Here is a 22130-nt window from a genome sequence, read left to right on the forward strand (position 1 = left end):
ACTTTTAATCAGCGGGTCCCCGGTTCGAGTCCGGGCGGGCTCACCAACTCGCAAACAGATCGGCCATGGCATGCCGCCTCGCGGCGCCGTCCTGCCAGTTGCGGAAGAGGCGCCGCCGATCCAACTGGCGCCGGCTCCGGGGCTGCATAGTCTACCCAGCCTCCATCAGCCCGCCCGTTAGACCGGCCACGAGCCCTCGATGCCTCACACCCCGGCGCCGCCGATTTGCGAGCCGATCCAACCTGAACCGTTTGTCGCGAGAAGCTCGCCGGCGGAACGCAGAAAGGAATCCGATGTTCTACGAGACCGAGCGCAACGACCACGGCCTGACCTACAACCCGCTCAAGGCCTGCGTGCTGCCGCGGCCGATCGGCTGGATCTCGAGCATGGACGCCGCTGGCCGCGTCAACCTGGCGCCCTTCAGCTTCTTCAACCTGGTCAGCGAGCGTCCGCCGCTGGTCATGTTCTGTCCCAACGGGGCGCATGTCGAAGGCGGCGAGAAGGACTCGCTGCGCAACCTTCGGGAGCGCGGGGAGTTCGTCGTCAACCTCGCGACCTACGAGCTCCGTCACGCCGTCAACGCCTCGGCGGCACCCCTGCCGCGTCAGGTCGACGAGTTCGAGGCGGCCGGCGTGACGCCGGAGCCCTCGATGCTGGTCGCGCCGCCGCGGGTCAAGGAATCGCCGCTCCACCTGGAATGCCGGCTCGAGCAAATCATCGAGCTGCCAGGTGAGGTGGGGGGCGTGCCCAACCACATGGTGCTCGGGCGCGTCCTGGGCGTGCAGGTCCGCGACTCGGCGATCGTCGACGGCATGGTCCGGCCCGAGCGCCTCAAGGCGATCTCCCGCCTCGGCTACATGGACTACGCCGTCACCGAGGAGACCTTCACGATGCCGAGACCGACCGCGGCGGCCTGAGGCGCTTCGCCCTCGCGGCTCCGGGAGGGGGGCGCCTCAAGGGCAGCTCGACGGGAGCTTTACGGGCGCTCGACTCGCCCAGGCGAGTGGGTGCTTTCGCAAAATAAATTGCGCATTGCGGAATTTATCTTCCATAGTGGCGACCCAGGAGATGCTGGCCGGGAAGCCGCGATGTCGCTTGCTTTACAGATCATTTTCGACGCCCTGCTGCTGGGAGGGCTCTACGCGATCGGGGCTCTGGGGTTCGCCCTCGTCTGGGGCGTCCTCAACGTCCTCAACCTGACCTACGCCGCCTTCATCATGATGGGCGCCTACGCCACCTACTGGCTCTGGCGCATCGGGTTCGATCCGGTGGCCGCGATTCCGGTCGTGATGCTGCTGATGTTCGGCGTCGGCTGGCTGATGCAGCGTGGCCTGCTGAACTACGTGGCGCGCGGCCCCGGGTCGCTGCCGATCGCGCTCACCTACGGCGTCAACTTGGTCATCGTCGGCGCCGCCCTCTACTACTTCACGGCCGAGTACCGCAGCATCGCGCTGCCGGACTACCTGCGCGGCTCGCTCGAGATCGGCGGGGCGCAGCTGACCAACGCGCGCGTGGTCACCATGGTGATCGCCCTCACGCTGACAGCCGCCGTCTGGTGGTTCATGGACCGCACCGAGACCGGGATCGCGATCCGCGCGACCCGGATGGACATGGAATCGGCCCAGCTGGTCGGCATCCGGCCGCGCTTCATATTCAACATCACCGGCGGCATCTCGGCCGCGCTCGCCGGGGCCATGGGCGCGCTGATGGCGGTGATCTACAGCGTCTCGCCGCAGATGGGCGACCATCACCTGCTGCAGGTCCTGATCGTCTGCGTGCTGGGTGGGCTGGGCAGCATGCTCGGACCGCTGGTCGGCGCCCTGACGCTCGGCCTCGTCTCCAGCATCGTGGCCAACCTCTGGGGCGCGACCTACGCGATGCTCGCCGGCACCGTGATGGTGCTCCTCGTGCTCGCCGTGAGGCCCGCGGGCCTGCTGGGCCGCCAGTTCTACGAATCCTGAGGTGCCGATGAAGCTCGAGACAACCGCTTCCGGAGGAGGGCTGCTGCGCTGGCAGCGGCGACTCGGTGGCGGACCGTGGGTCGCCGCCTGGGCGGTGCCGCTGGCGCTGATGCTGTTCCTGCTGCCGGAGGTGACGGGCGCCTACGGCATCCGGGTCGCCGGAACGATCATGATGTACATCGCCCTGGCCCAGGCGTGGAACCTGATCGGCGGGTACGTCGGCCTGATGTCCCTCGCGCACTCGGCCTTCTTCGGACTCGGCGCCATCGGCATGACGATCTTCCTGATCAACGGCGTGCCGCTGCTGCTTGCGGGCCTGGGTGGCGTGGCCCTGGCGGTCAGCGCGGCGCTGGTCGTCGGCCTGCCGACGCTCCGGCTGCAGGGCCACTACTTCGTGATCGCGACCCTGATCATCAACGAAGCGCTGGTAAATGGCTTCCTGAACTTCAGCGCCTTCGGCTTCCACGGCGCCATCTCGCAGAACATCATCGCCGAGGTGGGGCTGATGGAGCTGGACGGCGCCGCCTACAACCGCGTGTTCTTCTACGCCATGGCGGTGCTGGCCGGCGTCGCCATGCTGATCGTGATGCTCTTCGAGCGCTCGCGCTGGGGCTTGGCCCTGAAGGCCATCCGCGACGCCGAGCCCGCGGCGGCGGCCATAGGCATCTCGGTGGCCGGGGTCAAGCTCGGCATCTTCGTCGTCAGCGCGGCCCTGGCCGCGACCGCCGGCGCGGTCTGGGCAGCCTGGCTGGGGACGGTCGACACGACCTCGGCCTTCGACATCACGCTGACCTTCGAGATCATCGTCATGGTCTTCCTCGGCGGCCGCGGGACGACCTGGGGGCCGATCATCGGCGTTCTCATCGTCTTTTCGCTGAACGAGATGATTGGGGTCGAGTTCGCCGAGCTCAGCACCATCATCTCGGGCCTGATCGTGGTCGTGGTGGTGCTGCTGCAGCCGGACGGCCTGATCGAGCTGTTCAGGCAGGGACCCAGGGCTCTGTCCCTGCGGGTGATCTCCGCGAACCTTCGCCGCTACCAGGTGAAGTGATCATGGCGCTGCTGGAAGTCCGCAACCTCTCCAAGCGCTTCGGCGGCCTCGCCGCCGTCAACGACGTCTCGCTGGATGTCGGGCAGGGCGAGATCCTTGGCCTCATCGGGCCGAACGGCGCGGGCAAGACGACCTTCGTCAACCTGCTGACGGGCGCCTTGCCGAGCACCTCCGGGACGATGCTGTACGAGGGCCGCGACGTCACCCGGCTCGGTCCGCACCAGAGGTGCCGGCTCGGCATGGCGCGCACCTTCCAGGTGCCCCAGCCGTTCGGCGGCATGACGGTCCTGGAGAACGTGATGACGGCCGCGCTCTTCGGCTCGAGTCGGACGGGCCGGACCAGAAACTCGGCCGAGGCGCGTGCGCGTGCCGTGCTGGACGACGTCGGGCTCGGGGAGGCGGCGGACGACAGGGCCGTCTCCCTTACCACGGCGGGCCTGAAGCGGCTGGAGCTGGCGCGCTGCCTCGCCACCGAGCCGTCCCTGATCTTCCTCGACGAGCCGCTCGGCGGCCTGAACCAGACAGAGGTCACGGAGGCGCTGGACCTCATCCGCTCCGTCCGCAGCGCGGGCGCGACCATCATCTTCATCGAACACATCATGAAAGCCGTGATGGCGGTCAGCGACCGTGTCGTGGTGCTGGCGAACGGCGCCAAGCTCGCCGAGGGCACACCCAGCGATATCGTTGCCGACGAGCAGGTCCAGCTCGCCTACCTCGGCGACGTCAGCGGTGCCGTCGACCGCTACGCCAGGCTCCGCGAAGGCAGGACCGCCTAGATGTCCCTCCGTCATTTCGAGACCGCTCCCGGGCCCGTCGATTCCGGCTCCGCACGCGCGGCGCCGGCAGGTCCCGTCCTGACCGTCACCGGCCTGCGGGCGGGCTATGGCCCGATCCAGGTGCTGCACGGGCTCGACCTCGAGATCGCGGCCGGCGAGGTCCATGCGATCATCGGCGGCAACGGCGCCGGCAAGACCACGCTGCTCCGCGCGATCTCAGGGCTGATCCAGCCAAGCGCCGGCTCGATCGACTTCTGCGGAAACGAGCTGGCCGGCCGGTCGCCGGCGGAGATCGTGGATTGCGGGGTCGGCCATGCCCCTGAGGGGCACCGGGTGTTTCGCGGCCTGACGGTCGAGGAGAACTTGCGACTCGGCGCCTTCCGCCGGCCCGGCAAGACGCGGGCCTCCGTCAATTCGGCGCTGGCCGAGATCTTCGAGTTCTTTCCGAAGCTGTCCGAGCGACGGCGCCAGCTGGCCGGTACGCTCTCCGGCGGCGAGCAGCAGATGTGTGCGATCGGCCGCGCCCTGATGACCGCGCCGAAGCTCCTGATCATCGACGAGCTCTCGCTCGGACTGGCGCCGATCATCGTCGAGGAACTGCTGCACATCCTCTCGAAGATCCACGCCGCGGGAACGACGCTCCTGCTCGTGGAGCAGGACGTCTCCGTCGCCCTCGGCTTCTCCGACAGGGCCACCGTCGTGTCGTCGGGCCAGGTCGCACTCAGGGGCCCGGCCCGCGACCTGCTCGCCGATCCGCAGATAATAACAACCTACCTTGGAGGCTAGAAAATGACTTTCCCACGGGTTTCACGTCGTCGGCTGCTGAAGGCCGGTGCCGCCACCCTGGTCGGTGCCGCTGCCGTCCAGGCGCCCTTCATCGGCCGTGCGCAGGCCGCGGCGAACGAGCTGGAGATCGCCGTGATCAACAGCCTTTCCGGTCGCATGGCGCGCTACGGCCTCGAGCTCAAGCGAGGCATCGACCTGGCCGTCACGGCGGCCAACGAGTCCGGCCTGGAGATCGACGGCGCGCCGATCGAGGTCGGGATCAAGGAATACGACGACAAATCGGAGGCCGTGACGGCGGCTCGGCTCGTCGAGCGGGCGATCGACTCCGACCTGGTGATCGCCGGGGTCGGCAGCGTCAACGCCAAGACGATCATCCCGGTGGCGCAGCGGCTGCGCACCCCGATGCTCTCGCTGTGGGCCCAGGTCGACGGCGTGTTCGCCGGCCAGAAGGGCGCGCCCTACGTCTTCGGCCCGATGCCGCCGTTCAGCCTGTACTATACGCAGATTCTGGAGATGGTCTCCCAGCTCGACGACCCGTCGGTCCGGACCGTCGCGATGATCACCCCACGGGACGAGCTGGGCGTCTTCACCGCCGAGCAGTACGTTCCGTCCGACGTCGAGAAGGCCGGGCTGGAACTGCTCGGGACCGAGTTCTTCCCGCCGAACTCGCAGGACTTCTCCTCGGCCCTGGACCGGATCCGTCGCCTTGAGCCGGACATCCTGATCATCAACTGCTACACGCCGGACATCATCGCGGTCTACAAGGAGATGCAGGCGACGGGCTACTTCCCGCCGGTCGTCATCGTCGAGGCACCCACGAATCTGGCGGAGTCGCTGGGCTCGGACCTGGAGGGCGTCTTCGTGCCGGGGTTCTGGGATCCGACGCTCGACTCGACGAGCGACCCGATCTTCGGCACGAGCCGGGACTTCTCCGCCAGGTACCAGGAGGCCTACGGCGAGGCGCCGCCGGATTTCGTCGCCGCGAACGCCGCCAACACCATCGTCGTCGGGGTCATGGCGCTGGTTGCCGCGGGGGGTGGCGGCGACCCCGAGAAGCTGCGCGAGTCCCTGATCGAGATGGACGGGGAGACGTTCTTCTCGACCGTCAGGTTCGCCGACGACGGCCTCAACCAGGGCGGCATGGTCTATCCCAGCCAGTTCCAGGACGGCGCGCCCCGGCTGGTCTACCCGCCAGAGCTGAAGACGGCGGAGATCATCCATCCGCTGCCGGCCCACCAGAAGAACTAGCCGCCTCCGGGCTGGACGATGTGGCCGCCGGGCCTGTCCCGGCGGCCATTTTCGTGACTGCTGCTCTTCGGTGCGGGGCCGCTATGCGACAAAGATTTTGCAATGCGTAATAACTTTGCTAGGCTCGAATCGCCCGGGTGAGGCGCCGTGCGCGCTCCCGAACGGGCTCGAAGGCAAGGCGGACGGTCCGGCGAGCGCCTAATTGCTCGCAGTGGCGAAGGAGGCGATGCAGATGGATAGCGGCTCAATGCCAGGCGCGCAGACGGCGAAGGTCGACCTCTCGGGGCCGAGGCGCTCCGTAGAGCAGGCCTCCCACGCACCGGGCGCGATCTACCACTCGCCAGAGATCTACGAGCGCGAGGTCGAAGTCCTTTTCAAGAAGGAGTGGCTGTTCGTCGGCCGCGTCGAGGAACTGCCCAATCCCGGCGACTACGCCACCATGCGGATCTGCGGCGAGCCGATCGTCGTCGCGCGCGACAGGAAGGGCCAGCTCAGCGCCTTCTACAACATGTGCGTCCACCGAGGCGTCGAGGTCGCCGAGGGCTCCGGCAACGCCCGCTCCTTCAAATGCCCCTACCACGGCTGGGTCTACGACCTCGAGGGCAAGCTGAAGGGCGCGGCGCACATGGACCAGAGCGTGGGCTTCGACAAGGCCAACTGCAGGATGCGTCCCTTGCGCCTGGAGCTTTGGCGCGGCTCCATCTTCGTCTGCTTCGACCTGGAGGGCCGCCCCTTCGAGGAGGCCATCGCGCCCTTCGAAAAGGACTTCGGCTTCTTGCAGATGGACCGTTGCCGGCTCGGCAACAAGATCCGCCTTGAGCTGAACTGCAACTGGAAGTTCGTGCCCGAGAACATCATGGATTTCTACCATGTGAACGTCCTGCACGCGGGAACCTTCGGCTCGAACTTCACCTGGAGCAACGACGACGTGGTCCTGCGCGATCGCGGGGAGTTCTCGATCTGGTACCAGGCCGCGCCACCGACACCCGGCGGCGAGCTGCTGCTCGGCAAGATGCCCTGGATGGAAGACCGCGAGGTCAGCTTCGCCTCCCACGGCTTCATGATGCCCAACCTCACGATCTTCGGGCGCATCGACTGCGTCCGTCCCTTCGTCGCCTGGCCGCTGGGCCCGGATCGCTGCGAGGTCTTCGTCTACCACCTGTTCCCGGAAGAGGTGTTCGAGCGTCCCGACATCGAGGAGAAGCTGGCGATCTACGAGGAGTACCAGCTGAAGGTGCTGGGCGAGGATTCCTCGATGATGGAATCCATGCAGCGGGCGATGTCGTCGCCGACCTATGTGGCGGGCCGCATGTCTGCCCTCGAGAAGCCGCTGCACCACTACCTGAACGGCTACCTCGACCGCATCTTCGGCGACCGCGGAGCGGGCACCGGGGCAGGGGCGTGAGGCGGCCCGGCGCTCCGCGGGCGGAGCTGCGCCTGGCCGCTGACGTCCTGGTCGCGGACTACATGAACGTCCGCCGCGGCGAGGACGTGCTGATTTCCGTGGACACCGCGACCGACGTCGCCGCCGCCGAGGCGGTCTTCGCGAGCGTGCTGGCGGCCGGGGCGCGGCCGGTGACGGTCGAGATCCCGCAGCTGCCCTTTCAGGGCAAGCTCGGCGACGCCTTCGTTCCGAAAGCCCTGGGCGCGGCGGTCCGTGAGTGCCAAGTCTGGATCGACCTGACCTTCCCCTACATGGCGGGGTCGGAAGTCCACGACCAGGCGATGAAGACGGGCAGGATCCGCTACCTGCTGGCCGGCGACCTGAAGGCCGGCGGCATCGAGCGCCTGTTCGGCGGAGTCGACCTGGACGACTACCAGCGGGCCTTCGACGGGTTCTCGGAGGTCCTGACGAAGCCCGAGGGCCAGAAGATCCGCGTCACCGACACCCTCGGCAGCGACGTCACCTTCCGCCTCGGCAAGTCCGCCTACGCCAAGCCGCGGCGCGCGGTCGAGCCGGGGACCTACCTGGTGCCGGGCTCCTGCACGATGTTCCCGGACATGGAATCGGTGCGCGGGGTCATCCGCACGGCGGCAGGATTTCACGAGTTCTTCACGCCCTTCGAGAGCCCGATCACGATCGAGGTAGACGGTAAGGTTCGCAGCGTCACCGGCGGCGGGTCGGACCGGCTCGTGCTTGACCGGTGCCTCAGGCGCGCGGGGGGCGGCGACTACGGCTACGTCATCCACTTCACCTTCGCGATGCACCCGACGGCGCGCAGCACTGGCAGTTCCTTCATCGAGGACTCCCGCGTGATGGGTGCGAACGCCGTCGGCCTCGGCCTGCCGTGGTGGGTGCCGGGCGGCGGCGAGAACCATCCCGACGTCGTCCTGACGGAGCAGTCGATCTGGGTCGAGGACGTCCTCGTGATCGATGGCGGCGTCGCGGTCGCGCCGGACGAGCTGGTCGCGGCGGCAGGCTTCCTGCGCACCAAGGCCGACGTCGCGCTTGCGCGGCACGGGCAGTCGGACAGCGACGAGGACTGAGATGAAGCCAGCCGCCTTCGAGTTCCGCTCGCCGAGGGCCCTCGACGAGGTGCTCCTGGAGCTTCGCGAGCACGGCGAGGACGCCCGGATCCTGGCCGGCGGGCAGAGCCTGGTGCCGCTGATGAACTTCCGGATGCTGCAGCCGGCGGTTCTGGTGAGCATCAACGACTGCGCCGAGCTGTCCTACATCCGCGAAGAGGAGGACGGCGTCCTGTGCGGCGCGCTCGCGCGCCAGTGGGACGTCGAGAACCATCCCGGCGCGCGGCGGAGCTGCCCGCTGCTGGCGGAGGCGCTTCGCCACGTCGGCGGGCGCTCGAACCGGAACCGGGGCACCGTCTGCGGGAGCCTGACCCACGCCGACCCGCTGGCCGAGCTCCCGGCCGTGGCGCTCGCCCTCGACGCCGTCATGCTGGTCAACGGCCCGTCCGGCCGGCGCGAGATCGCCGCCGCTGACTTCTTCGTGGGGGCGCTCGAGAACTGCCTGCAACCGCAGGAGATGCTCGAGGCGACTCGTTTCCCGCGACAGCCGCGGGGAGTCCGCTCGGCCTTTCTCGAGATGGGCAACCGCAAGCACGGCTTCGCCCTGGCGGGAGTCGCTCTCGAGCTGGGGATCGAGGATGGGAAATGCAGTTCTGTCCGCATTGCCGTGATGGGCGGGGAGAGCACGGCAAGGCGGCTTCACCGCACGGAGCGCCAGTTGCTGGGGTCGCCGGTGGACGCGGCGACGCGGCGCGAGATGGGCCGTCTCGCCACCCAGGAGGTCGAGATGGCCGGGGACTTCCACGCCGACGGCGCCTATCGCAAGCAGCTCGCGGGTGTTCTGGTCGAGCGGGCGCTCGCCGAGGCCGCGGCCGAACCCCAGCCAACGCCGAGGAGTGCCTGATGTCTGAGCAGCAGGGTCGACAGCGGGTCGACGTGACGCTTTCCATCAACGGCAAGAGCTACACGCGGCATGTGGAGCCGCGGCGGCTGCTGGCCGACTTCATCCGGCACGACGTGGGCATGAAGGCGACGCACATTGGGTGCGAGCACGGCGTTTGCGGCGTCTGCACCGTGCGCATCGACGGGCGCACCGCGCGCAGTTGCCTCCACTTCGCCGTCGCCCTCCAGGGCCACGAGATCGAGACGGTGGAGGGGCTGTCGGCGGACGGGCGGCTCGAGCGTCTCCAGCAAGCCTTCCATGAGGAGCATGCCCTGCAGTGCGGCTTCTGCACGCCGGCGGTGCTGCTGACCGCGGAGGAGTTTCTCGCCGAGAACCCCAGCCCGAGCGACTCCGACATCCGGGCGGCGCTGAGCAACAACCTCTGCCGGTGCACGGGCTACACCAACATCGTCAAGGCGATCGCGCGCGCCTCCGGCCGCGAGGGCGAAGCGGCCTCGTCCGGCACGGGAGACGCCTCGTGATCGCGCCGGGGCACAAGGGCAACATCGGCAGGCCGGTTCGCCGCCGCGAGGACTCCTACCTGCTGCGCGGCGAGGGCCGCTTCCTCGACGACATCGCCGAGCCGAAGGACACGCTCTTCCTCGGATTTGTCATGAGTCCGCACGCCCGGGCGGAGATCCGCGGCATCGACGCCAGCGAGGCGCTGGCGCTCGACGGCGTCGTCGCGGTCTACACCGCCGAACAGATGAGCCGGCTGACCAAGCCGGTGCACACGGTGATCGACTTTCCCGGCTACCGCGGGACTCCGCGCCCGATCCTGGCCGACAAGGTGGTCCGCTTCGTCGGGGAGCACGTCGCGGTGGTGGTCGCCGAGGACGCCTATGCGGCCCAGGATGCCATCGACCTGGTGGCGGTCGACTACGATCTTCTGGATGCCACCGTGACCCTGGAGCAGGCGGATCAGCCGGCGGCGCCGCTGGTGCACGACGAAGTCCCGGGCAACGTCATGTTCGAGTCGACCTTCGCGACCGACAGCTTCGAGGAGACCTTCCAGGCAGGCGAGCTGGTCGTCCGCGAGCGCTTCCGCAAGGGCCGCGTCGCCGGCGTGCCTCTGGAGCCGCGCGGCTGCCTGGCGATTCTCGACCACGTCGCGGATTCGCTCGTCTTCTATACCTCGACGCAGATACCTCACCTTGTCCGCACGGCGCTGGCCGACCTGCTCGGCCTTCCCGAGCCGAAGGTGCGCGTGGTCACGCCGGAAGTCGGCGGCGGCTTCGGCACCAAGGCTCAGTTCTACACCGAGGAGGTCGCCACGGCGGCGATCGCGCTGGACCTGCGGCGCCCGGTGAAGTGGGTTCAGGATCGTCGCGAGGAGCTGCTGACCAGCATTCACGCGCGCGACCACATCATCGAGCTCGAGGCGGCCATCGACGCGACGGGGCGGATCAAGGCGCTGCGCGCCGAGATCGTCACCAACGCCGGCGCCTACTCGACCTATCCCTTCGGCTGCTCCCTGGAGACGACAGGCGCTGCCCGCATGCTGGTCGGGCCCTACGACATCCGCCACTACGCCTACCGCGCCCGCTCGGTGACCACCAACACCTGTCCCTCGGGGGCCTACCGGGGCGTCGGGCAGCCCTCCGGCTTCATGGCGATGGAAGGGCTGATGGACCGGATCGGCCGCAAGCTCGGGATCGACCCGGCCGAGGTTCGACTGCGCAATGTCGTCAAGGCGCACCAGCTGCCCTATACGAACGTGCTCGGTGTCCGCTACGACACCGGCAGCTACGAGGAATGCCTGCGCCGGGCGATGGTCCTCGCCGACTACGAAGGTTTTCGCGCGCGCCAAGCCGCGGCGGGCGACTCCGGCGAGATCCTGCGCGGCATCGGCATCTGCAACTTCACCGAGGTGTCGGGGGCCGGCTCGGCGGGGTGGCGGGTCCGTGGCCTCACCAAGGTGCCCGGCTTCGACAGTGCCGTCGTGCGCATCGAGCCTTCCGGGCAGATCACCCTGCAGGTCAGCCAGGCTGCGGCCGGGCAGGGCCATCTGACGACCTTCGCCCAGGTGCTGTCCGACTACATCGGGGCCAGGGCGGAGGACGTCTTCGTCGCCGAGGGCGACACGGCCTCGGCGCCATACGGCACCAACACCTTTGCGAGCCGGAGCGCCGTCGCCGGGGGCGGCGCGGTGATCAAGGCGGCCGAGACGCTGGGGCGCAAGATCAGGCGCATCGCCGCCTACCTGCTCGAGGTCGAGCTCGACCAGGTGGAGCTCCGCGACAGCCGGGCGATCCTGGTCGACGGCAGCGACCGCGGCGTCTCCTTCCGCGAGGTCGCCGAGGTCGCCTACTCGATGTCCGGCACGCCGCTGCCACAGGGCGAAAGCTATGGGCTGGAGGCCCTCGAGATCTACGACCCGCCCCTGGCGACCTGGGCCAACGCCGTCCACATCGCCGCGGTCGCCGTCGATCGCCGCACCGGCGCCGTCACGATCGAGGACTACGTGATCGTCCATGACTGCGGGCGGGTGATCAACCCGATGATCGTGGCCGGCCAGATCCACGGCGGCACCGCCCAGGGCATCGGCGAGGCCCTGATGGAGGAGATCGTCTACGACCCCGAGGGGCAACTCCTGAACGCGAACCTCCTCGACTACCTGATGCCGACGGCCCAGGACATCCCCGACTACAAGCTCGACCACATCGAATCGCCGTCGACCGATGCCCTCGGGGGCTTCAAGGGCGTGGGGGAGGGCGGCGTGATCGGGGCGGTGCCGGCCGTCACCAACGCGGTCGCCGACGCCCTGGCGAGGGTCGGCGCGAACATCAACCGCACGCCGCTGCGGCCGAGCTACCTGCTGCGGGAGATCGACCGTGCCGCAGCCCGAAGCTGAGCGCCTGCACGCCCGCCCCGCCGCTCGGCGGTGAGACGGGCGCCGCCGTCCGCCGCTGCCGTCGAAATTCTTGATGAGGGAGAGGCCCGTGGGCCAGCAGTCGATCTCTCTGCTCGTCCTGGTCGCGACAATGACCGGCACTGCGGAGATCCTGGCGGAGGATCTGGAGCGGGAGTTCTCTGACACCGTCGATTTCCGCATTCAGTTGCTCGAGGAACTGGAGGTCGGGGCGCTGGAGCGCGAGTCGCTGGCGCTGGTGGTGTCGAGCACCTACGGAACCGGCGACGTACCGGAAACCGCCGAACCGACGCTGCAGGCCCTGAAGGACGCGCGGCCCGACCTGGGGTCCCTGTCCTACGGCATCATCTCGCTCGGAGACGGCACCTACGTGAACACCTTCGCGCGGGGTGGCGACAATTGGGACGAGGCCTTGGCCGCCTGTGGCGCGACCCGCCGCGGCGAGGTGCTCAAGGTCGATTGCCTGCTGGTCGAGGACCCGCTCGAGGCTGCGAAGGAATGGTTCGGACGCTGGCTGGCGGCGGTTGCGGACCCGCAGGCGGAAGGCTCGGCTGCGCACCGCGCCGGGGGGAGCCCCGGATGATCGCGAGGGTCGCCGTCGTCGGCAGCGGTCCGGCAGGGCTTTTCCTGGCCGACGCCCTGTCGAGGTCGAAGGAGCCGGTAGCGGTCGACGTGCTGGAGCGCCTGCCCTTCCCCTTCGGACTGATCCGCTACGGCGTCGCCCCCGACCACCAGGGGACGAAGGCGGTTACCCGCAATCTCGCGCGCGTCATGGAGCGCCCCCGCGTCCGCTTCTTCGGCGGCCTCGCCGTCGGCGAGGCGATAACGCTCGAGACGCTGCGCGATCTCTACGACGCGGTGGTCGTCGCAGCCGGAGCCGCAGGCGCGCGGCGGCTTGAGTTCCCTGGGTCGGAAAGCCCCCTCTGCGTCACGGGTTTCGACCTCGCCCGCTGGGTCAACGGCCATCCCGACTACGAGGGCTTCCGGCTGCCGGACGGGATCGGGACCGTCGCCATCCTCGGTCACGGCAACGTCGCTCTCGACGTGGCCAGGCTCTTCGTGAAGCAGCCCGACGCCCTTGCCGCCAGCGATGCCGCCGAGGAGTTCGTCGAATGGCGCCGTCGCAGCGCCGTCGAGTGCGTGACCCTCTGTGGCCGCGGCACCCCTGAGAGCGCGCGCTTCTCGCAAGAGATGCTGGAGGAGCTCAGGGATCTGCCCGGCGTCGAGCTGCTTCGCGACGAGCCGGGGGAGGGGGCCTCTTCTCCGGGCGCCCCCGGCGCCGCCGGGATCATCGCGCGGCTGCCGGAAGCGCCCCGCTCGACCGCCTCACTGCCCGTGCGCCTCCTTTTCGGCGCCAAGCCGCTGCGCTTCGAGCAGGGCCGGCTCACTGTCGATCGCCAGGGCGAGGTGATCTCGGTTCCTGCCGGGCTGGTCGTCCAGGCGGTTGGACAGGTCGGCACGGCCATCGCCGCCCTCGCGTCGGATGCCACCGGGCCCCTCGCCACCGACGGCGGCGAAGTCCTCGGCTGGCCCGGCGTCTTCGTGGCCGGCTGGGCCGCGGGCGCGGCGACCGGCACCATCCCGGACAGCCGCTCGCAGGCGCGCGTCCTCGCTCCCAGGGTGTTGGAGGCGGCGGAGCGTGCCGCCGGGGCTGCCGGCGACAGAGCGGACCTGGCGGACTGGTTGCGGGCGCGGGGGCACAAGACGACGAGCTGGGAGGACTGGCTCGCGATCGACCGCCTGGAGCTGACGAGCGGCGCCGCGATCGGCGCCTGCCGGCGCAAGATGCGCTCGCTCGAGCAGGCCCGATCCGCCGGAGCAGGCTGAGGCGCCGGCTCCTGAGCCAAAGGAGGTCCGATCCGCCCCTCGGCCTCTCAGGCCTCGGCCTTCCACTTGTAGCCCAGGCGGGCGGATACCTCGCCGGCCGTCTCCACCAGCCTCTGCTGGACCAGCCGGCCGCCGACCTCCTCGCTCGCCCCGGCCTTGTGGATCTCTGCGACCGCGGCGACGATTGCGCCGCTGCTGTCGAGGATCGGAACGGCGATGGCGCCAAGGCCGGGGAGCAGGCTGCCCTTGCTGGTAGCGAAGCCGTCCCGTCTCGTTTCCCGGATGCTCTGCGCCAGCTCTTCCTTCGCCTGAGCGGCCGTCAGCCTGCGCTCCGTCTGGGCCTGCCGGAGCGCCCGATCGACCAGGGGTTTGGTCGTCTTGGGCGAAAGATGGGTCAGGAACAGCTTCCCGCTGGCGCTGAGCGTCAGCGGCAAGACCGACCCGACGCGCAGGTTGCAGGCCAGTATCTCGCTGCTGTCGAACCAGGAGATGATGATCGGCCCGCGCTCGCTCCAGACACACACGAGCAGGGTCCTGTCCAGCTCCTGCGAGAGCGCGCTCGCCGCCTCGACGCTGAGTCTCACCGGGTCCATCCGGCTGAGAGCCGCGAAGCCGAGGCGCAGGGCCATGGAGCCGAGGTCGTAGCGGCCGGTCGCCGGATGCTGCTCGACGAGGCCGCACTCGAGAAAGGAGATTAGGTACCGCCGCGCCTTGCTGGGCTGCATCCTCGCCCGCTTGGACAGCTCGCGGAGATGGAGGGGGCCGCTGCTGTCGGCGAGGGCGTCGAGGAGGGTCGACCCCACCTTGATCGACTGAACGCTGCGCCGACGCTCGTTCTCGGAAATTTCTACTTCCAGTTCGTCTGCTTCGCTCATTCCGCGACCCCCGCCCTCCCATAGTCGTCGCCGCCCGTCGGCGGGTGCACCGCGCCAGGTCGTGCAGGCATCAAATCTGTCGGGCAACGGCCGACGGCCCTTGCCCAAGATGTCGGTCCGCAGGCACCCAGCTTCTTGTGCCACACGCGAGGCGATGGGCAACACGAAATTCCGACACGGGCAATTGCGACATTATGCGCAACGCGTTAGACAATGCGGAACAGAAGAGCGCCGACGCCCAGCGTCTGGATACCCCGGAGGGTAGAGAATCCGATGTCCCCGAGCCTCCCGTTTCTTTCCATACAGCAGCTCTCGGCCCTGTACCGCACCCGAGAGGTCTCCCCCGTCGAGGTCACCCGGCAGTTGCTGGAGCGAATCAGCGCTCTCAACCCGCAGATCAACGCCTTCGTCGCGACCACGGAGAATCGCGCCCAGGCGGCGGCGGCCGCTTCCGAAATGCGCTGGCGCCAGGGCGCGCCGCTGGGGCCGCTCGACGGTGTGCCGATCACCGTCAAGGACACCCTGATGGTCGAGGGCGAACCCTTCCGGCGCGGCTCGCGTGCCACCTCCAGCGCTCCCGTTGCGGAAAGCGCACCGGTCGTCGATCGTGTTCTCGAGCAGGGCGCGGTTCTGCTCGGGATCACAACGACGCCGGAGTTCGGCGCCGGACCGATCACCATCAGCCCGCTGACGGGAATCACCCGCAATCCGTGGGACACCGGGATGAACTCCGGCGGATCAAGCGGAGGCGCCGCCGCGAGCGTCGCCGCAGGCCTCTGCTATGCCGGACTCGCCACCGACGCCGGGGGCTCGATCCGCATTCCCGCCAATTTCTGCGGGGCCGTCGGGCTGAAGGCTACGGGCGGCAGGGTCCCGACCTATCCGCCCAACGTTGCCGGCGCGCTTGCGGTGCCAGGCGCAATTACGCGCGACGTGGCGGACGCCGCGCTGATGCTCGCTGTCCTCGCACAGCCGGATGCGCGCGACGCCGAATTGGCTGCTCCGACGCAGGACAACTGGCTCGCTGCCCCTGCCGGCGGGCTCAAGGGCTGCCGTGTCGCCGTGACCACGGACCTGGGCTACGCCGAGCAGGTCGACCCGGAAGTGGCTGGCGCTGTCCGCCGTGCCGCCCAAGTCATCGCCGGCCTCGGGGCCGAGGTCGTCGAAGCTGATCCGGGGGTCGTCGACCCCATCGAGACCTTCAACACACTGTTCCGCTCCGGCTTCGCCTACGCCTTGAGGAGTTTCGGTCCGGAGCAGCTCGCGCTGGTCGGCGAGCAACTGCGCGACGCTGCGCGCCGGGGCGCCGCGATCGACCTCAACACCTACCTTGAGGCACAGGACCAACGCCGCGCGCTCGGCAGGGCCTTCGCGCGCTTCTTCCAGGACTATGACCTCTTGCTGACCCCCACGACCAGCGTCACGGCCTTCGCCGCCGATCGCTGGGTGCCGGAGAGCTTCGAGGATCGGGCCGACCCGCGCGCCTGGACGCCCTTCGGCTATCCCGTGAACCTGGCGCAATGCCCGGCGATCACCCTGCCTTGCGGCTTCTCGAAGGCCGGGCTGCCGATCGGGCTCCAGATCGTCGGCCCGCGGTTCGGGGAGGCGACGGTCCTGGCACTCGCCCAGGCATACGAGAAGGCGCGGGGCATCGAGGTGGGAGCCCCACCACAGTTCGAATAGCCGGTCGACCACGAGGCCAGAGGCCTGGAGCCGGCGGCGGAAGCCGGTCCATCGCTTGGTGGGCCGCCTCGCGATCCCCTGCTTCGATCGAGTCGTAGATGGCCTGGGTCGCGATGCAGAGGGACCGGCGGTAGCACGGGTCCGCCTCGACGCCGCGCTCGACGTCGTTCGCTCCGAGTACCGCGGCCGCCATCCGATAAAACTAGCGCGTGAGATCAGAGTCGCCCCGTCAGAAGCAGAACGACCAGGATGATCAGAACGACCCCGATGACACCGATACCGCCGTGCCCAAAGCCGTACCCGTATCCGCCGAAGCGGCCGCTGAAGCCACCCAGCAGGAAGATGACGAGAATGATAACGAGTATGAGCCCGATCGACATGATTTATCTCCCGTTTGCCGCAGTGGGCGGATGCATGCGCTTTGCGCGCGAGCGTGGACTCCGGATCGACTTTTGCCGCCCCGGCAGGAGCGCCGGCCGCGAGGCATCGATGACCAAACCAAGCACACTGCGTTTCATAACTGGATGAGGTCGATCAAGAACCCCGGCCGCGGGCCAAGGTCCGTGCGTCGGGAGGCGGGGGAGGGCGCCCGGCGTCGAACGGTGCTCATCTCGTCGAAACCGACCGCGGCCCTTCAGCTTCCAGTTCGCCGTCGCCAACGGTCTTGCCGACTGCTCCCATGCCCTTGCCTTTGACTTCTCTTGCCGAATCTCGAATGCGGGCCCCGTCCGTGATTTCCTCTCCAGCGTCATAGTGGGTGGGGCAGGCGGAACGGCTGGTGATCGATATCGAGGTTCCTGAACCGTTCAGGCCGGTCGAGGTTTCGATGCGCCCCTCGAGTTGCCTGACGAGCGCCGCGACGATGCCCGTTCCCATGCCGGTGGCGTTGGGGGATTGATCGCAGGTCGGCTTTCCGACGCCGTTGTCGGCAACGGTCAGCCTCCAGCGGCGACCTTTTACGCGAAAGGTCACCATGATTTTGCCGGCGACGGCATCGGCCAGAAAGGCATGCTTGAGTGCGTTGATCACCAGTTCGGTGACGATAAGCCCCACCTTCATTGCGATCGCGGAAGAGACCACGCAGGCATCGGCCCGGACGTCGATCGCGATCCGCGTGGCGTCGCCGACGACCGATGCCGTCAGATTCCTGCAAAGCTGGCGCAGATAGGCTGCCAGTTCGAAGTCGCCGCCCGAGGCCTGGAGTTGCTGCTGCACAGTGGCCACCGCCAGGATGCGTCGGCGGGCGTTCTCCAGATGCAGGCGCGCTTCTTCGGAATGCACTTTGTGTGCGTCAAGAGACAGAATGCTCGCGATGAGCTGCAGGCTGTTGCCGATACGGTGGTGCACTTCCCGCTGGAGCGCTTCCTCGTGCTGAAACAGCGCTGCCGTCCGCTCGCTGGGGTATCGCCGGCTTCGTGGATCGATCGCCAGATTCAGTGTTCCGATGGCGGTGGAAACCTGACTGGGCACGGAAGCCTCCTCTGTTGCGGCCGGGAGATGTTGCGCCTGTCGGGGCGGGACCTGCTTTGATTTAGCGCAAATGGAGAGCGACGGCCCCTGGAGGCCGCGGCTTCGTCCATCGCAACGGCGGAGCAGGTCCGGGGCGGCCTTCCGGTGCTCGACCAGCTGGCGGACCGCACGGCGCTGCTCCGGCGTCCGGCCGTCGATCTCGCGCGCCAGATCAAAACGGCCGGCCGATGCGCGTCACCGCCTCGAGAGCCAGCGGCGAGATCGGCACAGCCGCCCCGTATCGATCTTGCCTCGGCAAGGACCGGCGCCGTGGTGTCGTCGCGGTGCAGGCGCTCGGCCGCCGTCACGTGCCGTGCCATCAGGTCCAGCAGCGGCTTCAGGACCGCGCAGGCGTGGCCGACCCGCTCGGCGGCGGTCGAGAGGCTGACAGGCAGCCCTCCCGGGCTCACCAAACCGCCAATTCACGCGAGATCCATTGCGCCCGCTCGGCGGGCGCCCCTGGCGGAGCCGGGCTAAGGCTCGACCGCGATCCGGTCGAGCCGGGAGGAATCGGGTGCGGCCGGTCCCGGGGTCTCCTCCGAGGCCACCGCCGCGAGGCGCCGCGCGGTGTTGTCGACGTGGCGGCGCATCGCCTGACGCGCCGCCTCGGGATCGCCGGCCTCGATCGCGTCGTAGACGGCCTGGTGCTCCCGCTGCGCCTCGGCCGAACGCTGGCGGCGACGCGCCGAGTGGCGGCGCGACACCGAGATGTTCTCGCGCAGGAACTGGCTGAGGAACTCGTAGAAGGAGAGGTAGTGGGGATTGCGGGTCGCGATGCAGAGGGCCCGGTGGTAGCGCAGATCCGCCTCGACGCCGAGCTCGACGTCGCTCGCCTCGAGCGCCCGCGCCATCTCCTCGATCGCCGTTCTCATCTCCCGAAGATCGCGGGGCGTGCGATGCAGGGCCGCCAGCCCCGCCGCCTCGGTCTCGACGCCCATGCGCAGCTCGATGATCTTCATCACCGCCTCGATCTCGGTGCCGGTGCCGGGCGCCAGTACGAAGGTCTGGGGCAGGCGGTTCGAGGCAACCATGATGCCGCGGCCCTGGAAGCCCTGGACCAGGCCTTCCGCCTTCAGCTGGGAGATGGCTTCGCGGAGCACGGTGCGGCTGACGCCGAAGCGGCTCGCCAGAACCTGCTCCGGCGGCAGCCAATCGCCGACCTCGTAGCCGCCGCCGGTTATCTCCTCCATCAGTGCCCGGGCGACCTTCTCGGTCAGGCCCGGGCTGCGGGCGATCTTCATGCCGCTAAACGTCCACCTTTTCCTGCCGCGGCCGGCGGGCCGGGCCCTTCGCCCGGCCGCTCAAGCCGCCTTGGCCGTGTCCACCACCGCTTCCGGCTGCCGCCCTTCGACCGCAGCCAGAACGTTGCGCACGGCGAGTTCTATCATCGCGCGCCGAGTCTCGTGAGTCGCGCTACCGATGTGGGGCTGAAGGATGACGTTCGGAAGGGAGCAGAGCGGGTGGTCGCCCGGGATCGGCTCCTTCACCATGACGTCGAGGCCGGCGCCGGCGATGCGCCCCTCGCGCAGGACGGCGATCAGGGCCGCCTCGTCGACGATGCCGCCGCGCGCGGTGTTCACGAAGAAGGCGCTCTTCTTCATCAAGGCGAACTCGCGCGCGCCGATCGAGCCCCGCGTCTTCGGCGTGAGCGGGCAGTGGACGCTCAGGAAGTCGGACTCGGCGAAGAGGGCGTCCCGCTCGAGGTAGTTGGCCAAGCCGGCGGCCTCCGCCTCGCCGTCGCGGTTCGGCTTGTAGTAGGCGACCTTGAGGCCGAAGGCGCGCGCCCGCTCGGCGACCAGGCGACCGATGCGTCCCATCCCCAGCAGCCCGAGCGTCTTGCCGGCGATGTCGAGGGAGTAGGGGGCGGGACCCTTGGCCCAGGAACCCTCGCGCACGAAGCGGTCGTTCTGGAAGATCCGGCGGCCGAGGCAGAGAAGCATCACGGTGGCAATGTCGGCGACGGCGGCGTCCAGGACGCCGGGCGTATTGCAGATCATCACCTGGCGTCGCTGCACCACTTCCAGGTCGACGTTGTCGAAGCCGACGGCAAAGTTCGAGACCACCTTCAGCTTCGGGCAGCGGTCGAGGAAATCGTCGTCGATCTTGACGCGGATCGTGGTCAGCAGGCCGACGGCCTCCTTCATGCGCTGGGCGAGCGCCTCGTCCGGCGCTGCGAGCGCGTCGGCGGTGGTCGCGACCATGTCGGTGCGCGCGGCGACGAGGTCGCGCAGGTCGTCCGGCAGCGGGGCGGTGACCAGGACGGTGGGACGTTCTCTCATCGGTAGGCTCCTTTGCGTGGGCGGCACCGCTACCGGCGGCGGCGGTGTCGGCGGGGATTCGGGCGGGCCCCGCGGTTCAGGACCGCAGCGCGCCGCGGAAATAGCGCAGCACCAGCAGCACGACTGCGGTGTCGAGCACCGTCATGATCAGCGCCATTGCCGTCAGCTGCGGGAAGGATCCATTCTCCCAGAGGTCGAGCAACACCAGGCCGACGACCGGGTTGGACGGCCCCGAGAGCAGGGCCGAGGCGGTGAGCTCGCCGGCCATCTGCACGAACAGGATGACCCAGCCGGCGACCAGCCCCGGCAGCATCAGCGGGATCACGATGCGCCGGAAGGTGCGCAGCGAGGAGGCGCGGAAGACGTGCGACGCCTCGACCAGCTCGCGTCCGACCTGCGCCAGCGACGAGGAGGCGGAGCGCGCCGCCTGCGGCAGGAACATGACCAGGTAGACCAGCAGCAGCAGCAGCAGCGTGCCGTGGATGTTCAGCCAGCCCTGGCTGAAGGTGACGAGGAAGCCAACGCCGAGCACCGTGTGCGGGAAGGCGGCCGGCAGCGCGGTGATCGCGTCGATCGCCTTTGCCAGGGTGCCGCCGACGTTGCTGCCGCAGAGCGCCAGGAAGGCCGCGAGCAGCATGCCGAGGGTGCCGCCGATGGCGCCGAGCAGCAGGCTGTTGACGAGGGCGCTCGAGCTCAGGGAGCTTTCGAAAAGAACGAAGTCGTAGTTCGCCAGGGTGAATTTCGAGACGTCGATGTTCGGCGTCCAGAAGGGCTGGAGCGAGACGATCAGCAGGCCGACGACCGGGATCACCGAGGTCGCCATGAGGTAGAAGAACACCGCGCCCAGCGCGGGCCAGCGCCAGCGGCCGAGGCGCACCTTGGCGCCGCCGCCGGCCTTGCCGCCGATCGTCGCGAAGCGGCCGGCCCGGGCGACGAGATGCTGCAGCAGCAGCGCGGCCTGCACGATCGACATCATGAAGAGGCTGAGGACGATGGCGATGTCGGTGCGCGGCGGGTAGTTGTAGAGCTGCCTGTAGATGGTCACCGAAAGCACGTCGATCCCAGCCCCGGTGCCGATGATGATTGGAACCGAGAAGAAGGCGAAGCCGAGCATCACCAGGATCAGGATCGAGGCGAAGAGCGCGGGCTTGATCGCCGGCAGGGTCACCCGCCAGAGCGTCTTGAAGGGCCCGGCGCCGCTGATCCGCGACGCCTCCTCCAGGTTGGGGTCGAGGTTGCGCAGCGCCGCCGAGACGATCAGGTAGACGTAGGGCACGAGGTAGAGCGCCATCACCAGCACGAGGCCGGTGAAGGTGAAGATGTCCAGCGGGCCGCTCGGGATCCCGCTCTCCTGGCCGCTGCCGAAGATCGCCCGGAACTGCACGTTGAGCAGGCCGGCGCGCGGCGACAGCAGCATCACCCAGCCGGTGACGCCGGCGATCTGCGGCACCAGCAGCGGCAGCAGCGGCAGCAGGTCCCGCGTCCAGCCCGAGGTCGCGTCGGTGCGCTCGTTCACCCAGGCGAAGGCGGCGCCCACCGAGAGCGCGAGCAGGCCGCTGAGGCCGGCCACGGCGATGGTGTTGGTCACGACCTTGAGGATCGCCGGATCCAGGACGATCGCGAGGAATCCCTCGACGTCAAGGCGCCCGTCGACGACGAAGGCGTCGTAGACGATCCAGCCGATCGGATAGGCGATCAGCAGCGTCGTCCCCACGATCGCCAGCCAGGCGAGGCCGCTGAACAGGCGGCGGCCGCCGAGCAGGGCGGCGAGGCTGCTGACGGACGGGGTGCCGGCGGCGGCAAGGCTCATGCTGCTCACTTCCTTCTCGGGAGTGGGGGCGCGGGCGGACGGTG

20 protein-coding genes and 1 pseudogene are annotated in these 22130 nt (G+C 68.9%); 14 read left to right on the forward strand and 7 right to left on the reverse strand.

The annotated features are described in order from the left end of the window. Nucleotides 1–293 precede the first annotated feature (293 nt). From WD341_RS13775 to WD341_RS13835, 13 genes are all read left to right on the forward strand, one after another. Nucleotides 294–917: a flavin reductase family protein gene (locus tag WD341_RS13775; RefSeq protein WP_368426043.1), complete on the forward strand. Its 624-nt coding sequence runs from the start codon at nucleotides 294–296 to the stop codon at nucleotides 915–917. Between the two features lie 171 nt (nucleotides 918–1088). Beyond that, nucleotides 1089–1961 (forward strand): branched-chain amino acid ABC transporter permease, encoded by an 873-nt coding sequence (locus WD341_RS13780; protein ID WP_368426044.1) that lies wholly within the window; start codon nucleotides 1089–1091, stop codon nucleotides 1959–1961. A gap of 7 nt (nucleotides 1962–1968) precedes the next feature. Further along, the gene (locus WD341_RS13785; RefSeq protein ID WP_368426045.1) at nucleotides 1969–3012 is read left to right on the forward strand and encodes a branched-chain amino acid ABC transporter permease; all 1044 of its coding nucleotides are present in this window, start codon (nucleotides 1969–1971) and stop codon (nucleotides 3010–3012) included. A 2-nt stretch (nucleotides 3013–3014) separates the two neighbouring features. Beyond that, a complete protein-coding gene (locus tag WD341_RS13790) occupies nucleotides 3015–3788 on the forward strand; it encodes an ABC transporter ATP-binding protein (protein ID WP_368426046.1) in 774 nt (257 codons plus the stop codon). Further along, complete coding sequence (locus tag WD341_RS13795) at nucleotides 3789–4574, forward strand: ABC transporter ATP-binding protein (RefSeq protein WP_368426047.1); 786 nt, start codon at nucleotides 3789–3791, stop codon at nucleotides 4572–4574. 3 nt (nucleotides 4575–4577) lie between these two features. Further along, on the forward strand, nucleotides 4578–5822 hold the full coding sequence (locus tag WD341_RS13800) for an ABC transporter substrate-binding protein (RefSeq protein ID WP_368426048.1): 1245 nt from the start codon (nucleotides 4578–4580) through the stop codon (nucleotides 5820–5822). A 232-nt stretch (nucleotides 5823–6054) separates the two neighbouring features. Continuing rightward, nucleotides 6055–7227 (forward strand): aromatic ring-hydroxylating dioxygenase subunit alpha, encoded by a 1173-nt coding sequence (locus tag WD341_RS13805; RefSeq protein WP_368426049.1) that lies wholly within the window; start codon nucleotides 6055–6057, stop codon nucleotides 7225–7227. Then, complete coding sequence (locus tag WD341_RS13810; RefSeq protein WP_368426050.1) at nucleotides 7224–8309, forward strand: hypothetical protein; 1086 nt, start codon at nucleotides 7224–7226, stop codon at nucleotides 8307–8309. Before WD341_RS13805 ends, WD341_RS13810 begins: the two co-directional genes overlap by 4 nt. 1 nt (nucleotide 8310) lies before the next feature. Further along, nucleotides 8311–9192 carry a xanthine dehydrogenase family protein subunit M gene (locus tag WD341_RS13815; RefSeq protein ID WP_368426051.1) on the forward strand — a complete coding sequence of 294 codons (882 nt, stop codon included), beginning with the start codon at nucleotides 8311–8313 and terminating at the stop codon, nucleotides 9190–9192. After that, nucleotides 9192–9713, forward strand: a complete 522-nt coding sequence (locus WD341_RS13820) for a (2Fe-2S)-binding protein (protein WP_368426052.1) — start codon at nucleotides 9192–9194, stop codon at nucleotides 9711–9713. The genes WD341_RS13815 and WD341_RS13820 overlap by 1 nt, the downstream gene beginning before the upstream one ends. Continuing rightward, complete coding sequence (locus tag WD341_RS13825; RefSeq protein WP_368426053.1) at nucleotides 9710–12085, forward strand: xanthine dehydrogenase family protein molybdopterin-binding subunit; 2376 nt, start codon at nucleotides 9710–9712, stop codon at nucleotides 12083–12085. Before WD341_RS13820 ends, WD341_RS13825 begins: the two co-directional genes overlap by 4 nt. 88 nt (nucleotides 12086–12173) lie before the next feature. Further along, complete coding sequence (locus tag WD341_RS13830; protein WP_368426054.1) at nucleotides 12174–12686, forward strand: flavodoxin domain-containing protein; 513 nt, start codon at nucleotides 12174–12176, stop codon at nucleotides 12684–12686. Continuing rightward, a complete protein-coding gene (locus WD341_RS13835) occupies nucleotides 12683–13930 on the forward strand; it encodes an FAD-dependent oxidoreductase (protein ID WP_368426089.1) in 1248 nt (415 codons plus the stop codon). Before WD341_RS13830 ends, WD341_RS13835 begins: the two co-directional genes overlap by 4 nt. A gap of 47 nt (nucleotides 13931–13977) precedes the next feature. Here the strand turns inward: WD341_RS13835 and WD341_RS13840 are convergent, their stop codons facing one another. Beyond that, nucleotides 13978–14805, reverse strand: coding sequence for an IclR family transcriptional regulator (locus WD341_RS13840; RefSeq protein WP_368426055.1), 828 nt, complete (start codon nucleotides 14803–14805; stop codon nucleotides 13978–13980). A gap of 273 nt (nucleotides 14806–15078) precedes the next feature. Between WD341_RS13840 and WD341_RS13845 the strand changes: the two genes are divergently transcribed. Next, entirely contained in the window at nucleotides 15079–16488 is a 1410-nt protein-coding gene (locus WD341_RS13845; RefSeq protein WP_368426056.1) for an amidase, read from the forward strand. Nucleotides 16489–16703: 215 nt separating this feature from the next. Here the strand turns inward: WD341_RS13845 and WD341_RS13850 are convergent, their stop codons facing one another. The 6 genes and pseudogenes from WD341_RS13850 to WD341_RS13875 form a co-directional block, all read right to left on the reverse strand. Further along, on the reverse strand, nucleotides 16704–16868 hold the full coding sequence (locus WD341_RS13850; protein WP_368426057.1) for a DUF3309 family protein: 165 nt from the start codon (nucleotides 16866–16868) through the stop codon (nucleotides 16704–16706). A gap of 226 nt (nucleotides 16869–17094) precedes the next feature. Further along, entirely contained in the window at nucleotides 17095–17958 is an 864-nt protein-coding gene (locus tag WD341_RS13855) for a histidine kinase dimerization/phosphoacceptor domain -containing protein (protein WP_368426058.1), read from the reverse strand. A gap of 267 nt (nucleotides 17959–18225) precedes the next feature. Further along, nucleotides 18226–18395 (reverse strand): annotated as a pseudogene (locus tag WD341_RS13860) (transposase); the annotation flags it as partial. A gap of 75 nt (nucleotides 18396–18470) precedes the next feature. Continuing rightward, nucleotides 18471–19238, reverse strand: coding sequence for a FadR/GntR family transcriptional regulator (locus WD341_RS13865; protein WP_368426059.1), 768 nt, complete (start codon nucleotides 19236–19238; stop codon nucleotides 18471–18473). A 60-nt stretch (nucleotides 19239–19298) separates the two neighbouring features. Then, nucleotides 19299–20276, reverse strand: a complete 978-nt coding sequence (locus WD341_RS13870) for a 2-hydroxyacid dehydrogenase (RefSeq protein ID WP_368426060.1) — start codon at nucleotides 20274–20276, stop codon at nucleotides 19299–19301. Between the two features lie 76 nt (nucleotides 20277–20352). Next, entirely contained in the window at nucleotides 20353–22086 is a 1734-nt protein-coding gene (locus WD341_RS13875; RefSeq protein WP_368426061.1) for an ABC transporter permease, read from the reverse strand. Between the last annotated feature and the right edge of the window lie 44 nt (nucleotides 22087–22130).

The sequence above is a fragment of the Tistlia sp. genome (assembly GCF_040905785.1).
Lineage (GTDB): Bacteria > Pseudomonadota > Alphaproteobacteria > Kiloniellales > DSM-21159 > Tistlia.

Bases quoted from the DNA above. Each gene is read 5' to 3' on its own strand.
- WD341_RS13775 (WP_368426043.1), top strand. From the start codon at position 294: ATGTTCTACGAGACCGAGCGCAACGACCACGGCCTGACCTACAACCCG.
- WD341_RS13780 (WP_368426044.1), top strand. From the start codon at position 1,089: ATGTCGCTTGCTTTACAGATCATTTTCGACGCCCTGCTGCTGGGAGGG.
- WD341_RS13785 (WP_368426045.1), top strand. From the start codon at position 1,969: ATGAAGCTCGAGACAACCGCTTCCGGAGGAGGGCTGCTGCGCTGGCAG.
- WD341_RS13790 (WP_368426046.1), top strand. From the start codon at position 3,015: ATGGCGCTGCTGGAAGTCCGCAACCTCTCCAAGCGCTTCGGCGGCCTC.
- WD341_RS13795 (WP_368426047.1), top strand. From the start codon at position 3,789: ATGTCCCTCCGTCATTTCGAGACCGCTCCCGGGCCCGTCGATTCCGGC.
- WD341_RS13800 (WP_368426048.1), top strand. From the start codon at position 4,578: ATGACTTTCCCACGGGTTTCACGTCGTCGGCTGCTGAAGGCCGGTGCC.
- WD341_RS13805 (WP_368426049.1), top strand. From the start codon at position 6,055: ATGGATAGCGGCTCAATGCCAGGCGCGCAGACGGCGAAGGTCGACCTC.
- WD341_RS13815 (WP_368426051.1), top strand. From the start codon at position 8,311: ATGAAGCCAGCCGCCTTCGAGTTCCGCTCGCCGAGGGCCCTCGACGAG.
- WD341_RS13820 (WP_368426052.1), top strand. From the start codon at position 9,192: ATGTCTGAGCAGCAGGGTCGACAGCGGGTCGACGTGACGCTTTCCATC.
- WD341_RS13835 (WP_368426089.1), top strand. From the start codon at position 12,683: ATGATCGCGAGGGTCGCCGTCGTCGGCAGCGGTCCGGCAGGGCTTTTC.
- WD341_RS13840 (WP_368426055.1), bottom strand. From the start codon at position 14,805: ATGAGCGAAGCAGACGAACTGGAAGTAGAAATTTCCGAGAACGAGCGT.
- WD341_RS13845 (WP_368426056.1), top strand. From the start codon at position 15,079: ATGTCCCCGAGCCTCCCGTTTCTTTCCATACAGCAGCTCTCGGCCCTG.
- WD341_RS13850 (WP_368426057.1), bottom strand. From the start codon at position 16,868: ATGTCGATCGGGCTCATACTCGTTATCATTCTCGTCATCTTCCTGCTG.
- WD341_RS13865 (WP_368426059.1), bottom strand. From the start codon at position 19,238: ATGAAGATCGCCCGCAGCCCGGGCCTGACCGAGAAGGTCGCCCGGGCA.
- WD341_RS13870 (WP_368426060.1), bottom strand. From the start codon at position 20,276: ATGAGAGAACGTCCCACCGTCCTGGTCACCGCCCCGCTGCCGGACGAC.
- WD341_RS13875 (WP_368426061.1), bottom strand. From the start codon at position 22,086: ATGAGCCTTGCCGCCGCCGGCACCCCGTCCGTCAGCAGCCTCGCCGCC.